The sequence below is a fragment of the Bartonella sp. MM73XJBT genome, assembly GCF_028618465.1.
Lineage (GTDB): Bacteria > Pseudomonadota > Alphaproteobacteria > Rhizobiales > Rhizobiaceae > Bartonella.
Genome location: NZ_JAQISY010000003.1, coordinates 143,670 through 157,469 on the forward strand (window position 1 = coordinate 143,670; position 13,800 = coordinate 157,469).

Consider the following 13,800-nt stretch of genomic DNA (forward strand, 5'->3'; position numbering starts at 1 on the left):
TTGAGAGTAGCTGGATTGTTTACAGTCTGGCACGAGTAGGAATCTTCCTCATTTGAGGTGTGGAGAGGGGATCAATAAACCAATTTTTTAAGAAATTCTTCTGGTTTTAATTGCTTTAATTTTATGGTTTTAGAGCTCATTGCAGCATTCTCTATTCTCCTTTTAAGCCCAAGGTTTTGTGTGGTTTCAGCATAGCTTTTTTGGTCATTTGTCATCTTGGTTTGGTTAACAATAAATTCTTTGGCGAGAGCTCCTTATCCTGCGTTGGAGGTACTACGAGGGTACTTAAATGTGAACGAATTTCATTTTTATGGATCGTGGCTGCGATGATGTGGTCTTATCTGCATTTTCTTTACGCTTCATTGTTTTGATCGCTTGAAGAATTCTTTTTGCTGCTCTGAAAGAGCAGTTATTCACCCATTCTGAACGTGTTGTTTGACGTATTCAACCACCAAACACGGCATCTTTATGCTGCTTCTTTGATAATAAATATCGTATTTTACCATAGTTTCACTGGATGATTGGGGTGCTGCTGTTTATTGTTTGGTGTCTGTTTCCTATCAGCATTTGGTGTTTCATGTTTACGGTAATGGGGTGTTGCAGAGCAGTAGCCATAAAGTTCATTGTTGCTTATTTTTCGCATCATATGAGCGCATATATCACATAGCTGCCCTCTCTTTTTTTTATCGCAGTGGTATGGAAAAAAGGAAACAGGGCTATTTAGCGCATATTTTCATTTTTTGGTAAACGCGTTCTTGAAAGAGGGAGAGCAAAATAAAAAGCACAAAGTTTTTTAATGCTTCTTAAGAGAATGAGGGTTTTTATTGCTAAAGAGGGCTTCTAATTGCTTTGTTATAGCGTTGGCGAGTTCTTCGGCATTCATAATTGTTACAGCATGCCGGTAATAGCGCGTGACATCGTGACCAATGCCAATGGCAATGAGTTCTATAGGAGAGTGTGTTTGGATTTCTTGAATCACCGCGCGTAAATGTTTTTCTAAATAATTACTGGAATTAACCGATAGTGTTGAATCATCAACAGGGGCTCCATCGGAAATGACCATGAGAATGCGACGTTGTTCACGTCGCGCTAAAAGGCGTTGATGGGCCCAAATCAATGCTTCACCGTCGATATTTTCTTTCAATAATCCCTCCTGCATCATGAGACCTAAATTGCGTCGTGCACGACGCCATGGGGTATCAGCATTTTTATAGATTATGTGGCATAAATCATTAAGGCGACCAGGATGATTGGGTTTGTTTTGGCTAAGCCACTGTTCGCGCGATTGTCCTCCTTTCCAAGTTTTGGTGGTAAAGCCTAAAATTTCAACTTTTACACCGCAACGTTCAAGAGTTTGTGCCAAAATATCCGCACAACTTGCTGCAACTGTAATGGGGCGTCCTCGCATGGAGCCTGAATTGTCAATGAGGAGTGAAACAACGGTATCGCGAAATTGGGTATTGCTTTCCATTTTGAAAGAAAGGGGTTGCATGGGATCAATGATCAGGCGTGAAAGCCGTGCGGTATCGAGATATCCTTCTTCAAGGTCAAAGGTCCAATTGCGATTTTGTTGTGCCATAAGGCGGCGTTGTAGACGATTTGCTAAGCGCCCAACAATATTTTGCAGATGATTGATTTGTCTATCAAGATAACGACGCAAGTGATCCAATTCGCTTTCAGAACAAAAATCCGTCGCCTCCAAAACTTCATCAAACTGACGGGTGAAAACTTTATAGTCAGCAAGTCTTTCTATTTGCTCTGAAACAGTAAAAAGACGTTTGGAGTGATTCGATTCTTTTTGCCTAGAACCTCTTTCTTGCTCTTTTGCATCTTTATGATTGTCATTTGACTTTGTTGCTTTGGTTTTTCCTTTGTCTTGCACGTCACTTTCTTGTTCAGTGGCGGCTTGTTCTTCGTTCTTAGTGTGTTTTGGTTTTTTGCTTTCGTTGTCTGTTTTGTTTGGCGGTTCACACGCGTTTGTTGATTTTTGATTGTTTATGTTGCTCGATGTTTCTTCAAATTGCGCCGCCATTTTTAATGCAACAAGCATTTGGCGAACAATCTGCGCAAATGCATGTTGATCGTGAATATGATGGGTCAGTTCATTGAGTTGTTTAGCAGCCTTTTGCTCAATTTCTTGACGCCATAACTCTAATACGGATCCTGCTTCTTCAGGGGGAGGGCGTTTTGTTATTTTTTCGCGCAATAAAAGCGCAATTGCTTCTTGAATGGGGGCTTCACTTTGGCTAGTAATTTTTTGATAATGAGCTCTTTGATATTTATCAGCAAGCATGCCATCAAGATTTTGTGCAATGCCTTCCATACTTAAAGTGCCGATTGCTTCAACACGTGTTTGCTCAAGAGCATCAAAGATAGCACGTGCTGCCGATTCTCGTGGGGAAAATTGTTGGTGAATGTGCGTGTCATGCCATGCTGTGCGTAGCGCCATGGAATCACCTAATCCGCGGCGGATTGTTATATCTTTATCTGTTGCCTGTTGTGGGAGTTCCGGTAAACAGGCGTGTTTTTCACTTAAAGATGGTCGGTTATGGCTAAAGGAAACTTCAAGGTTGGGCGTACCAGCAATGGCACGGATACAAGTGGAAAGCGCTTTTTTAAAAGCTTCAGCATCAAGGCCGCTGTGGGAGGAGTCATTTGTTAGGTTTTTTTGGTCACCAGTATTGGTAGCCATGATCGATATATTCCTTAAGGCGAAACACCGTGAATGAGAGATTCGAGAAGCTCTTCTCCAAAGGCACGTTGATAAAATTCTGCGACCATAGCACGTTCAAGTTCATCACATTTATTGAGAAAAGTAAGCCGAAAGGCAAAACCAGTATTTTGAAAAATTGTCGTATTTTCTGCCCACGTAATGACAGTGCGCGGGCTCATGACTGTGGAAAGATCTCCATTGATAAAAGATTGACGTACCATATCCGCAACATGAACCATTTGTGAAATCGTCTTTTTGCCCTCTGTTGTTTGAAAAGATTTGACCTTGGAACAAACAATGTCAACTTCTTTATCATGGGGTAAATAATTGAGGATCGTTACAATGGACCAACGATCCATTTGTGCTTGATTGATTTGTTGTGTACCATGATAGAGCCCTGTTGTATCACCAAGACCAACGGTATTTGCAGTAGCAAAAAGACGAAAGGCTGGATGAGGCGTGATGACACGGCTTTGATCAAGTAGGCTTAGGCGTCCAGATGCTTCAAGGACGCGCTGGATGACAAACATAACATCAGGACGTCCTGCATCATATTCATCGAAAACGAGGGCAATATTGTTTTGATAAGCCCATGGCAAAATACCTTCTTTAAATTCAGTGATTTGTAAGCCATCTTTTAAAACAATGGCATCTTTTCCTACCAAATCAATACGGCTTACATGACTGTCGAGATTAATGCGGATACAAGGCCAATTAAGACGTGCCGCAACTTGTTCAATATGTGTTGATTTACCTGTACCGTGATAGCCGGAAACCATGACACGGCGGTTAAATGCAAAACCTGCTAAAATCGCTAAAGTCGTTTGCTGATCAAAAAGATAATCGGGATCTACATCGGGAACATGGGAGCTTTTCGTACTAAAGGCTGGAACTTTCATATCCGTATCAATGTGAAACAGATCACGAGCGCAGAGTATGGTATCGGGCACATTTTCAACTGTAAGCTTTGTCATTGTTTTTCTGGAAGGGAGAGAACGCTATTTTCGGTTGTTAAAAAATGATACAGGACTTAAAGCACTTATGCAATGCCCTATGGTAAAAGTCTTAAATGTGAAAGAAACTCTTCGTGTTTTATAATATTTTGCGAAAGCAGAGATCATTCGAATGAAGAGTGAAGTTGTTAGGTGCGATTTTCCTTAGCATAAAGCAAATTTAGGGGCAAATGATAGGTGTGTAAAACATCACGAAAGCGCTCTTCTTAAAGAATGATTGTCACTATTAGAGACAGGATGGTGTTTTCTGACTTGCTCTTTTACATTTTTTATAATTCGAACAGAATAGAGCTCTTTGAATGTACGCTTTTTAGCACAAACCAGATTTTTTGAGTAAATTATAGGCATGTAAAACATCGCGAAAGCGCTCCTCTGAAGAACGGTTACCGCCATTGGAATCTGGATGATGCTTTTTTACCAGCTCTTTATATTTTGCTTTAATATCTTCAGATGTCGCGTTTGCTGGTAACCCTAAGGTATCAAAAGCTTTGGCTTCTAAAGGTTTTAGCCTTCGCGATGCATTATTGCTTGCATGACGCCCAGTAAATAGTGCGAAGGGATCACGCATACGATTTTGATAGGCAGCTGTACCAGAGCGAATTTGTGCGTAATTGGCAGCTGTTTTTTTTGATGTTCCATTGCTCAAATCCGTCGGCCACGTTGGGCGATGCCCTGTGAGAGCATCTTTTTGGAACTTGGCAATATCTTTATCACTAAGACCAGAGAAATAATTAAAATTTTTGTTATAGGCACGCACATGCTCAATGCAAAAATGGAGATACTGTCCTTCGTGATTTCGGCCCGCTGGTGCTTTATGGGATGCCGATTTTTCACACCCTTCCCATTGGCACTGTTGTGTTTCTGATTCAGCTTTTTGTTTTTTATTGGAGCTGATTCGAATTGAGTCGAATAATTTAGATGTTATTGTCATATCTTTGATTTATGCAAAATCGATTGATTTTACAAGAATTGACTTTTGAAAAAATTATTTTCACATTCGTTTGCTAGTGAAAAAAATGCTTTTGTACCATGCATTTTAGGAAGGAATAAAAAATGTCTACAACAGTTCAAACAACAATTAACAGGAAGCTTCAGGATGCTTTTCATCCACAAAAACTTGAGGTGATTAATGAGAGCCATCTGCATGAGGGACATCCACATGATGAACATGCTTTTGATGGTAAAGGAGAAACGCATTTTCGGGTGAAAATTTTCTCTTCTGCTTTTGCAGGCAAGACACGTGTAGAAATCCATCGAGCGATTTATCACGTTTTACAAAAAGAGCTTGCAACCTGTGTGCATGCTTTAGCGCTTGAGGTTGAATCGATTTAATATTTTACTTTTGTTCAAAAATTTTTAAGAGCGAAATAGAGTTTTTTCAGATATAAAAAGCGCAGAAATCTATCGGGTGATTGTATCTCAGTTTTATAGAATGGATTCGTAAATCTGTATTCGTGCTTTGGCGCTTAAGATTACATCGGTTTTATTTTCTCTTTTTGGATAAATATTTCAAGAACGTGGGTGCGCCTTTTGATAAATTTCCAATAAGTGGTCCGTATCAACGTGGGTATAGGCTTGGGTGGTGGAAAGACTCGCATGGCCGAGAAGTTCTTGAATCGTGCGTAAATCTCCTCCCCTTGATAAAAGATGTGTGGCAAAGGAATGGCGCAATGTATGGGGCGTTGCTGTTTCTGGTAAACCAAGCTGTGCTCGTAAGTTTCGCATAGCACGTTGAATGATGGCTGCTTGTAGGGGGCCACCCCTTGCACCTCGGAACATTGGTTGGTTGTCTCCTAAAGGGTATGGGCAGCATTTAAGATAATTTTGTACGGCTTCGTGAACAACGTTGATGAGAGGAACAAGGCGCGTTTTTCCTCCTTTGCCTGTTACGAATAAGCTTCTTTTCTGGGGGTCAGAAAATTGTTCGGGGGTGAGGCTTAAAGCTTCAGATATCCGTATTCCACAGCCATAGAGGAGGACGAAAACAGCAGTATTACGAGCGATAATCCATGGTTCATTTTCTTGTTGATTTTCTTGTTTTACTAAATGCAGTGCTGATTTTATCGCTAAAGGTTTTGGTAGGGATTTGGGGTGTTTTGGGGTGCGAACAAGCTTCGCAGCAGGAATGTTGACAATTCTTTCACGAGATAAGTAGCTGAAAAAAGAACGCAACCCCGCCATTCCTCGGCTCAAGGAACGCGTACTTATCTTGCTCGCACGCCGATAAGCCAAATAAGATCGCAAATCAACAACACGCAAATTGGCAAGATCATTGAAGGTTGGTTTATGTCCTAAATGTTGACAGAGAAAAGACAAAAATTGTCGCGTATCACGTTCATAGGCTTCTACTGTTTTTACAGCCATGCGACGTGTTTCGAGCAGACAATCCAGCCAATTTTTTCTTGCGCTCAAAACAGCATGATCTGCTGGAATAAGAGGAATATTTTCATCTTTTCTCGTATCATCTTTTAGGGACATTTTTTAATTGAGGGTCTCTTTCTTAGTCGGTTCTTCACTTTTCTCATTTTGTGATTGCACTTCGCTATTGGCAAGCTGTTTTTCACCTTTGAGAGAGAGTATCTTTAAAAGATTATTTGTTGACATAAGATGCGCAAAGATCAATCCTAAAAAGCCATTTTTATGGAGCTTTGCAAGTTGACTTGCGGAGAGTTTATTCAGTTTTTCTTCATCAACAATCCAAAAGTGCTCTAATTGCGCTGAAAGACCTTTGTCGTTCTTCACATTGATGGATTTTTGACTGAGAAGATCCATCTCTACAAGGGCGTCAATAAACTCAGCTGTTTTTTCCATAGCGATTTTGAAGCTTTCAAGAAAACGAATGCGCTCTTCCATAAAGGGAGAAATAGAACCATCGGAATTAAAAAGTTCTGTGCCGGTTACTTCATTAAACATGCCTGATTTTTGATCAAAGCAAACAGAAAGCTCTTTTTCATTGCTCAGTTGAGCAAGAACAAAAGGATAGCGGCGGACAAAAGCTGGAACATAAGTATTTGTTTTCCAACTCTTATCAGAGTCTATATAATCATTTTCATCGTTAGAAAGACCAACAAGAGCAGCAGATGTATAATGTCGTTTCTTTTGTTCGTCTTCTGCGGACATAAATAAAATGGGATAATCTAGTGCTGCTTGAAAATATTCACTACTTGCTAAAGGAACCCAGTGGGTGTCTTTGGCGAAAGACATATCACTTGGAGGGGCAAATTTAAGGTTTTTATGAGAAACTTTGTTGATTGGGGTGATATCTTTGTAAAATAGCATAACATTTGCCATAAGACTTCTCCTTGTATTAATTTGCTTTGTTACCAAGAAAAACTTTGAGAAAGATATGTCTCATATGGCAACAAGATTGAAAGAAAATTATTAGATTATAAGGATTCGTTTGTGAGAGATAATGTTTTTGCATGAAGTATAATCAAAAAAAGCTTAAAAATAAAGTCTATCTTGCCATTATTGGTCATGCCCATGGCATAAAAGGCGATGTTTTGGTTAAGATCTTAAGTGATAAACCGCAGTATTTAAAAACTTACGGTACTCTTTATGATGATATGGGGCGCTGTTATGAAATTGTAACGCTTCGCATGCAAAAAAACAATGCGATTGTGCATTTTAAAGGAATTGAAAATCGCAATGCTGCCGAGGCTTTAAAAGGGATTCGCCTCTATGTTAGTCGAGATCAATTGGTAGAGGATTTAACGGAGGATGAATTTTATCAAGCCGATTTAATAGGGCTTAGTATTCAAGATGGTGTTGGTCAAATCTTGGGCGAGGTGAGTGGTTTTTTTAATTTTGGCGCTGGTGATTTGCTTGAAATGCGGTTGAATACGGGTAAAACTGTGCTTATTCCCTTTAGTAAGGCAGCTGTGCCAGAAATTTGCCTTGCTGCTGGCTTTTTGGTTGTTGATCCAGTGGCAGCTGGTTTAAGTGATATATGAGAAAAGAATAAATCACCTGGAACTCCAAAAAATAACAATGAAAGTACAAAATAAAAAGGAAAAATGAAGGCATGTAAAGATGTCTTTCTTAAGCAGGATAAATTTTACAGTAGGGGATGTGGGGCTGGGACGCAGAGTCTATGGGTGCTTTTGCTTTGAATAAATATCATGGCATTGAGTATGAGCTGGTTGGTGTTGGTTTTGTACGGCTTAGGATTACAAGCTAGAGATGAAAGAATGAAAAAATGAAGTTTCAAGCGCGCATTTTAACACTTTATCCTGAAATGTTTCCTGGTTTTTTGGGTTATTCTTTAGCTGGACAAGCTTTAGCCCGAGGCATATGGTCATTGGAGACAGTGCAGATTAGAGATTTTGCTTTGGATAAACACCATAGTGTTGATGATACACCAGCTGGTGGGGGAGCTGGTATGGTGATGCGGGCGGATGTGTTAGCGGCTGCATTGGATAGTTGTCCAAATGATTCGCTACGGTTGTTGATGAGTCCTCGTGGGCGACCTTTTGATCAAAATTATGCACGTTCTCTCGCGTGTGAGACGGGTGTGACATTGGTTTGTGGACGTTTTGAAGGTGTCGATGAACGGGTCATAGAAGCGCGGAAATTGGAAGAGGTATCCATTGGAGATTATATTCTTTCAGGGGGTGAAACGGCGGCATTGGTTCTTTTGGATGCTATTATACGTCTTCTCCCTGGTGTGATGGGTAATGAGGCTTCTGCAAAATGGGAAAGTTTTGAGAATGGTTTGCTGGAACATCCTCAGTATACGCGTCCTGCTCTTTTTGAAGGACGCGCTATCCCACCGGTGTTAACATCAGGACATCACAAAGCTATTGCTGATTGGCGCCAACAACAAGCTGAATTGTTAACACTTCAACGTCGTCCTGATCTTTATGTGCGTTATGAGAAAAATCGTCATAAAACTTGATTCATATTGTAAGGTGGTGTATTGCATGGCTCTCTTTTTAGAGAATTTTTATATAAGGTTTTTCTGTAGTTCCAAAATTAAAATCAAGGAATGGTGTATTCGCTCCTGTGTAATGCATAGCCTAAAGAACTTCTTTTCTTTGTATGAGAGAGCTTTTTTCGGCAAGAGTTGAGCGCTCTGACTGTTCGATAAAGAACATGAAGGATAAAGGAAATGAATATTATCGCACAGCTCGAAGCTGAACAATGTGCAAAAATTGAAGCAAAACGCCAACTGCCTGCTTTTAAACCAGGAGATACCGTTCGTGTTATGGTGCGCGTGACCGAAGGAACACGTACCCGTGTTCAAGCTTATGAAGGAATTTGTATTGCACGTTCAGGTGGTGGGTTGAATGAAACGTTCACTGTGCGCAAGATTTCTTATGGTGAAGGCGTTGAACGGGTCTTTCCGGTTTATTCTCCTCTTATTGAGGGGGTTGAGCTGGTGCGCCGCGGTAAAGTACGCCGTGCAAAGCTCTATTATCTTCGTGGTTTGAGAGGTAAAGCTGCACGTATCGCTGAAAAGAGAGATTACCGCAAAAAAAGTGAAAAGGTTGCTGAAATCGCAAAAGCCGCAGCTGTCAGTGAAGAGGCATCAACGCAAGCCGCTGAATAAAGACTGCTTGTCGCTGAAATTTGTGCAAGAGTGACTTTATATTACATATTTTTATCCTGCATGATTCGTATATCCAGTTAAAGGAGTGGCTTTGAGGATGCCTAAAAATGTTAGGCCTCTCAAAGTCTCTGTATTTTGTTTCTCTTAAATTATAGTGTGAAACTCAAGTTCTTTTGGCGATATTGTTGGTATTTAAAAATAGGCATCAATATGCTTGGAAAAATGTATGTTTTATTTTGTGAAATGATGTTAGACCTTTGACGTGAGAGTAAAATTGTATTAGATTAAAGCCTGTTTTACGGATACATGTTGGTAAAACAATCGGTTTTTTTATGCGTGACCTTTAATCCGTTATTTGAGACAACCGACCTGTAATATTGGCATTTTGAAATGCCAAATAAATGGAAATGATCATGAATCCAGTCATTTTGTGCGAACCTTATCGCTCATCATGGGGGTGCATCGTCATGATGAGGTTGTAGTAAAAGCCAGGTCAGGATATTTTATGGCAGAAACAATTAGGATAAAAGAGCGCCCTCGTTCTCCTCATATAAGTATTTATCGTTGGACCATTACGATGGCTATGTCAATTGCACATCGTATCACCGGTATGGCTCTTTATTTTGGAATGGTCTTTCTCGCTCTTTGGTTAATGGCGGTGGCTTGTGGAGCTGAGGCATTTAAAACAATTCAGGAGATTTATAGTTCTTTGCCTGGGCTTTGTATCTTGTTTCTTTATACCCTTGCTGGGGTTCATCACATGGTGGGCGGACTTCGTCATATTGTTTGGGATCTGAAACCTTGCCTTTTAGATAAAAAAAAGGCAACTGTAACTGCCTGGGCAACAGTGTTTATTTCTCTTATTGTTACTCTTACGATTTGGATTGTTGGATATAACATTGTTTAGCTGGGGGTGGAGAGGGCTATGAAAAAAGATTTTCGAACGGAACTTGCCAAAGTACGTGGACGTGGAAGTGCACATGAGGGAACAGAGCATTTTTGGTTGCAGCGGTTGACAGGTTTTATAAATCTACCACTTTTAGTCTTTTTTATTGTTCTTATTCTCTCACTGGTTGGAGCAGATTATAGCACTGTGCGTGCACGGCTTGCTCATCCTGTCGTGGCTATTTTAATGGGGTTGTTCGCTGTTTCAGTCCTTTATCATATGAAGCTTGGAATGCAGGTGGTTATTGAAGATTATATTCCACGTGAAGGTTTCCGGATATTCTTTTTGGCATTAAACATTTTGTTTTGTTTTGTTTTGGGGGGAGTTATCATTTTTGCTCTTTTGAAAATTGCGTTAGGGGGTTAAGCAGTATGGCGAGTACAGGATCATCTCTTGGTGCTAGAGCAGGTAATGCCCCTTATTGCACTGTAGATCATAAATTCGATGTCGTTGTTGTTGGCGCAGGTGGTGCTGGTTTGCGGGCAACACTTGGGATGGCAGAGCAGGGATTAAAAACAGCCTGTATCACAAAAGTTTTTCCTACACGGTCGCATACGGTTGCTGCACAAGGTGGTATTGCCGCCTCGCTTTCCAATATGGGGCCTGATAATTGGCAGTGGCATTTATATGATACCGTGAAAGGATCTGATTGGTTGGGCGATACCGATGCAATGGAATATTTGGTACGGAACGCCCCTGCTGCTGTCTATGAATTAGAACATTATGGGGTGCCTTTTTCACGGACGCAAGAAGGTAAAATTTATCAACGTCCCTTTGGTGGGCATACAACACAATTTGGTGAAGGTCCACCTGTGCAGAGGACTTGTGCGGCGGCTGATCGCACGGGACATGCCATTTTGCATACCCTTTATGGACAGAGTTTAAAACATAATGCACAATTCTTTATTGAATATTTTGCGCTTGATCTCATTATGACTGATGGTGTGTGTACAGGGGTTGTAGCGTGGAACCTTGATGATGGTACAATACACCGTTTTTCTGCCAAGATGGTTGTTCTGGCAACCGGTGGCTATGGACGTGCTTATTTTTCAGCAACATCAGCTCATACCTGTACGGGTGATGGTGGGGGAATGATCGCCCGTGCTGGATTACCACTTCAAGATATGGAATTTGTGCAATTTCATCCTACAGGGATTTATGGTTCGGGTTGCTTAATTACAGAAGGCGCGCGTGGTGAGGGAGGCTATTTGATCAATTCTGAAGGTGAGCGCTTTATGGAACGCTATGCACCTTCCTTTAAAGATTTGGCTTCGCGGGATTTGGTTTCACGCTGTATAACCCTTGAAATTCGTGAAGGGCGCGGCGTTGGTCCAAGAAAGGACCATATCCATTTGGTCCTCAGTCATATTGATCCTGCTATCTTGCATGAACGTTTACCAGGGATTTCTGAATCAGCACGGATTTTCGCAGGAGTTGATGTGACAAAAGAACCGATCCCCATCCTTCCAACAGTGCATTATAATATGGGCGGTATTCCTACCAATTATTACGGAGAAGTTCTCAATCCAACCGCTGATTCGCCTGATCGTGTTCAACCAGGTTTGATGGCGGTGGGCGAGGCTGGATGTGCCTCTGTTCACGGCGCTAATCGTTTGGGATCAAATTCATTAATTGATTTGGTCGTGTTTGGTCGTGCCGCTGCAATTCGTGCTGGTGAAGTAATTGATCGAGATGCGGAAATTCCTCCTCTTAATGAGGTTGCTGTTGACGAAATTATCGCGCGTTTTGATCGATTGCGGTTTGCTCGAGGAACAATGCCAACAGCTGTATTGCGTGAAAAAATGCAGCGCACTATGCAAGAAGATGCTGCTGTCTTCCGTACCGAAGATTCGTTGCAACAAGGATGTCGAAGAATAAGTCAAATTTGGGGTGAATTAGCTGATCTTAAAGTCACGGATCGCTCATTGATATGGAATTCTGATTTGGTCGAAACATTAGAGCTTGAGAATCTGATGGCCAATGCAATTACCACTGTTTATTCTGCAGAAGCGCGTTTAGAAAGTCGGGGTGCTCATGCACGTGAAGATTATCCAGAGCGGGACGATAAAAATTGGCGTAAACATACGCTTTCTCATTTGTCCAAAGATGGGAAGGTGACTTTATCCTATCGACCTGTCCATATTGATCCATTAACATCTGAAGCAGATGGTGGTATCGACTTAAAGCGCATTGCACCTAAAAAACGTGTTTACTGAGGGGAGAATGGATTATGGTACAAATTAAGCTTCCCAAAAATTCTCAGGTAAAACCAGGAAAGGTGTGGCCTAAACCTGAAGGTGCTACACAACTAACAGAATTTCATGTTTATCGTTGGTCACCGGATGATGAGGAGAATCCGCATCTGGATACCTATTATGTAGATCGCTCCGCTTGTGGTCCTATGATTCTGGATGGGCTTTTGTTTATTAAGAATCATATTGATCCAACTTTAACACTTCGTCGATCATGCCGTGAAGGTATTTGTGGTTCGTGTGCTATGAATATTGATGGAGCCAATACGCTGGCTTGTACCAAAGGTATGGATGATGTAAAGCATCCCATTAAGGTCTATCCTTTGCCTTCTATGCCGGTAGTTAAAGATTTGGTTCCTGATTTAAAGCGCTTTTATGCACAACATCGTGTGATTGAACCTTGGCTGCAAACCGTTTCACCTGAACCTGCTAAAGAATGGTTACAAAGTCATTCTGACCGGCAAAAAATTGATGGTCTTTATGAATGTATTTTGTGCGCCTGTTGTCAGACTTCATGTCCCAGTTATTGGTGGAATGGCGATCGATATTTGGGGCCAGCTATTTTGCTCCAAGCTTATCGCTGGATTGCTGATTCTCGTGATGAAATGTGTGGTGAGCGTCTCGATAATTTAGAGGATCCCTTCCGCCTTTATCGGTGCCATACGATTATGAATTGTGCGCAAACTTGTCCAAAGGGGCTCAATCCTGCAAAGGCAATTGCTGAGATTAAAAAACTCATGGTTGAACGCCGTCTTTAAAAGTTCATCTGTTCATGAGGGTAAAGTAGGGGGGGCTCCCTATTTTTGTATTTTTTGTCCCAAAGAGAGTCTTTATGAATGTATTCTGTGCGTCTGTTGTCAGACTTCATGTCCCAGTTATTGGTGGAATGGTGATCGCCCTTTGGAGCCAGCTATTTTGCTCCAAGCTTATCGCTTAGATTGGCTTACTCTCGTGATGAAATGTGTGGTGAGCGTCTCGATAATTTAGAGGATCCCTTCCGCCTTTATCGGTGCCATACGATTATGAATTGTGCGCAAACTTGTCCAAAGGGGCTCAATCCTGCAAAGGCAATTGCTGAGATTAAAAAACTCATGGTTGAACGCCGTCTTTAAAAGTTCATCTGTTCATGAGGGTAAAGTAGGGGGGGCTCCCTATTTTTGTATTTTTTGTCCCAAAGAGAGTCTTTATGAATGTATTCTGTGCGTCTGTTGTCAGACTTCATGTCCCAGTTATTGGTGGAATGGTGATCGCCCTTTGGAGCCAGCTATTTTGCTCCAAGCTTATCGCTTAGATTGGCTTACTCTCGTGATGAAATGTGTGGTGAG

The 13,800-nt window shown here is 41.3% G+C and carries 15 protein-coding genes and 1 pseudogene; 10 read left to right on the plus strand and 6 right to left on the minus strand.

Going from position 1 to position 13,800, the window contains the following annotated elements; all coding sequences use genetic code 11:
* Positions 1-499: 499 nt before the first annotated feature.
* From PVV69_RS02030 to PVV69_RS02045, 4 genes are all read right to left on the minus strand, one after another.
* Positions 500-646, minus strand: coding sequence for a hypothetical protein (locus PVV69_RS02030; protein ID WP_273756262.1), 147 nt, complete (start codon positions 644-646; stop codon positions 500-502).
* Between the two features lie 147 nt (positions 647-793).
* Positions 794-2,692, minus strand: a complete 1,899-nt coding sequence (gene cobT, locus PVV69_RS02035; RefSeq protein WP_273756263.1) for a cobaltochelatase subunit CobT — start codon at positions 2,690-2,692, stop codon at positions 794-796.
* Between the two features lie 14 nt (positions 2,693-2,706).
* Positions 2,707-3,687 carry a cobaltochelatase subunit CobS gene (cobS, locus tag PVV69_RS02040; protein WP_273756264.1) on the minus strand — a complete coding sequence of 327 codons (981 nt, stop codon included), beginning with the start codon at positions 3,685-3,687 and terminating at the stop codon, positions 2,707-2,709.
* A 349-nt stretch (positions 3,688-4,036) separates the two neighbouring features.
* Positions 4,037-4,657: a J domain-containing protein gene (locus PVV69_RS02045; protein WP_273756265.1), complete on the minus strand. Its 621-nt coding sequence runs from the start codon at positions 4,655-4,657 to the stop codon at positions 4,037-4,039.
* A gap of 122 nt (positions 4,658-4,779) precedes the next feature.
* Between PVV69_RS02045 and PVV69_RS02050 the strand changes: the two genes are divergently transcribed.
* Positions 4,780-5,058 carry a BolA family transcriptional regulator gene (locus PVV69_RS02050; RefSeq protein ID WP_273756266.1) on the plus strand — a complete coding sequence of 93 codons (279 nt, stop codon included), beginning with the start codon at positions 4,780-4,782 and terminating at the stop codon, positions 5,056-5,058.
* A gap of 177 nt (positions 5,059-5,235) precedes the next feature.
* On the opposite strand, the gene PVV69_RS02055 is transcribed toward PVV69_RS02050, so the two are convergent.
* A complete protein-coding gene (locus PVV69_RS02055; protein ID WP_273756267.1) occupies positions 5,236-6,204 on the minus strand; it encodes a tyrosine recombinase XerC in 969 nt (322 codons plus the stop codon).
* 3 nt (positions 6,205-6,207) lie between these two features.
* Positions 6,208-7,017, minus strand: coding sequence for a SapC family protein (locus PVV69_RS02060; RefSeq protein ID WP_273719743.1), 810 nt, complete (start codon positions 7,015-7,017; stop codon positions 6,208-6,210).
* Positions 7,018-7,148: 131 nt separating this feature from the next.
* Between PVV69_RS02060 and rimM the strand changes: the two genes are divergently transcribed.
* The 9 genes and pseudogenes from rimM to PVV69_RS10025 form a co-directional block, all read left to right on the plus strand.
* The gene (gene rimM / locus PVV69_RS02065; RefSeq protein WP_273756268.1) at positions 7,149-7,679 is read left to right on the plus strand and encodes a ribosome maturation factor RimM; all 531 of its coding nucleotides are present in this window, start codon (positions 7,149-7,151) and stop codon (positions 7,677-7,679) included.
* Between the two features lie 245 nt (positions 7,680-7,924).
* The gene (gene trmD, locus PVV69_RS02070) at positions 7,925-8,623 is read left to right on the plus strand and encodes a tRNA (guanosine(37)-N1)-methyltransferase TrmD (protein WP_273756269.1); all 699 of its coding nucleotides are present in this window, start codon (positions 7,925-7,927) and stop codon (positions 8,621-8,623) included.
* Positions 8,624-8,836: 213 nt separating this feature from the next.
* Entirely contained in the window at positions 8,837-9,277 is a 441-nt protein-coding gene (gene rplS, locus PVV69_RS02075; protein WP_273719746.1) for a 50S ribosomal protein L19, read from the plus strand.
* Positions 9,278-9,782: 505 nt separating this feature from the next.
* Complete coding sequence (sdhC, locus tag PVV69_RS02080) at positions 9,783-10,184, plus strand: succinate dehydrogenase, cytochrome b556 subunit (RefSeq protein ID WP_273756273.1); 402 nt, start codon at positions 9,783-9,785, stop codon at positions 10,182-10,184.
* A gap of 18 nt (positions 10,185-10,202) precedes the next feature.
* Complete coding sequence (sdhD, locus tag PVV69_RS02085) at positions 10,203-10,589, plus strand: succinate dehydrogenase, hydrophobic membrane anchor protein (RefSeq protein WP_273719748.1); 387 nt, start codon at positions 10,203-10,205, stop codon at positions 10,587-10,589.
* Positions 10,590-10,594: 5 nt separating this feature from the next.
* Positions 10,595-12,439 carry a succinate dehydrogenase flavoprotein subunit gene (gene sdhA / locus PVV69_RS02090; RefSeq protein WP_273719749.1) on the plus strand — a complete coding sequence of 615 codons (1,845 nt, stop codon included), beginning with the start codon at positions 10,595-10,597 and terminating at the stop codon, positions 12,437-12,439.
* 14 nt (positions 12,440-12,453) lie between these two features.
* Positions 12,454-13,233, plus strand: coding sequence for a succinate dehydrogenase iron-sulfur subunit (locus tag PVV69_RS02095; RefSeq protein WP_273756270.1), 780 nt, complete (start codon positions 12,454-12,456; stop codon positions 13,231-13,233).
* Between the two features lie 64 nt (positions 13,234-13,297).
* Positions 13,298-13,587, plus strand: a pseudogene (locus tag PVV69_RS02100) (4Fe-4S dicluster domain-containing protein); the annotation flags it as partial.
* The coding region (locus tag PVV69_RS10025) for a 4Fe-4S dicluster domain-containing protein (RefSeq protein WP_404978363.1) at positions 13,571-13,800 on the plus strand (230 nt) is incomplete at its 3' end. The pseudogene PVV69_RS02100 and the gene PVV69_RS10025, both read left to right, overlap by 17 nt.